Here is a 1,343-nt window from a genome sequence, read left to right as displayed (position 1 = left end):
CTCCCTTGGAATAGAATGTGCAAAACATAGATATTCAACATATTTTATCCATTTCCAAGATTTAATGTCGCAATTAAAAAAAGCACTTAAAGAAAATAGATTAGAAACAAGATTAAAACATTTTTCGAAATACAAAGTATTAATAATAGACGAAATAGGATATTTGCCAATTGATACAGATGCTTCAAACTTGTTTTTTCAATTAATATCAAAAAGATATGAAAAACACAGTACAATAATTACAACAAATATGCCATTTTCAAGTTGGGGTGAAATATTTGGTTCTCCAGTTTTAGCTCAAGCTATATTAGACAGATTATTGCATCATTCTCATGTTATTTCGATTAAAGGTGATTCATATCGATTAAAAGAAAAAATGGATTTTTTTGCTAATTCTGTTTCTAATTCTTAATCCCTTTTTTGTACATTTTTATTTTCCCTTTTTTTAACATTCTTGTAGTTGTTTTTACATAATATAAAAGTATTGCATGAAGAATTTGAAGAAAATACTATAGAACTTGTACGGATGACTTTTGACTCTATATATAATTCTTTGTATGATTTTGATGCTAAATATTATAAATCGCTTGATAGATTTATTGAGAAAATAAAAGAGTCTGGAGATACCGATGATTTTGAGAAAAAACTAATAGATTATATGAACACTATGCATTATAATACAAATACTAAAATAGAAAAAATAAATATTGATAGTGTGGATGATAAACTTAAAGAAAAAATATCCACATTAGAAAATTACAATTATATGGTCGAATTTATACTTAAAACAGATAGATTATCAAAAAATATATATATAAGGATAAATAATGATTTTTATTTATTACATCATTCATTGGCTGTTGATAAAATAAAAAAGACTATGGATAATATTATAGAGCTCGAAAAGAAATATAAATTTATAAAAGAAATAAATATCTATAATATGTATTTTGAGGAATTATCCGGAAATATGGGGAGTATAAATGAAACAGATAAAAAATATTTATCTGAGGTATTTAATACAGAAAAGGAAGTATTAATAGAAAAAGGGAATAAAGTAAATTTATATTACTTATGGGAATATGAAGATGAAAATACGATGTTTAGACCTGTTGGAATTGTATTAAAATTTGATCTGGGGATACTAAGAAATATAATGTTGTATAACATATATATTTTTTTAGTAGGTCTTTTAATAATGCTATATTTTATCTCCAAAAAAGCACATAAAGTATCAAAACAGATATCAAAACCATTTGAAATAATGCTTGATAATATGAAAAAATTTCAGAAAACACGTTACCTTGAATTTGATAAAATTATGGAAAAGTGTGAAATTAAAG

2 protein-coding genes are annotated in these 1,343 nt (G+C 23.8%); both read left to right on the top strand.

The genetic code is table 11. The features are described 5' to 3' along the window. Window positions 1-412 (top strand): ATP-binding protein (locus tag XO12_RS11055; protein WP_217683694.1); only part of this gene is annotated, 412 nt, incomplete at its 5' end. Between the two features lie 48 nt (window positions 413-460). After that, window positions 461-1,343, top strand: an 883-nt coding sequence (locus XO12_RS11050; RefSeq protein WP_175420343.1) for a hypothetical protein, incomplete at its 3' end; no start/stop codon positions are given.

It is taken from the genome of Marinitoga sp. 1154 (genome assembly GCF_013363285.1).
In the GTDB taxonomy this organism is placed as follows: domain Bacteria; phylum Thermotogota; class Thermotogae; order Petrotogales; family Petrotogaceae; genus Marinitoga.
The sequence above is the reverse complement of the archived record's forward strand: the minus strand, read 5'-3'. Positions and strand labels throughout refer to the sequence as shown.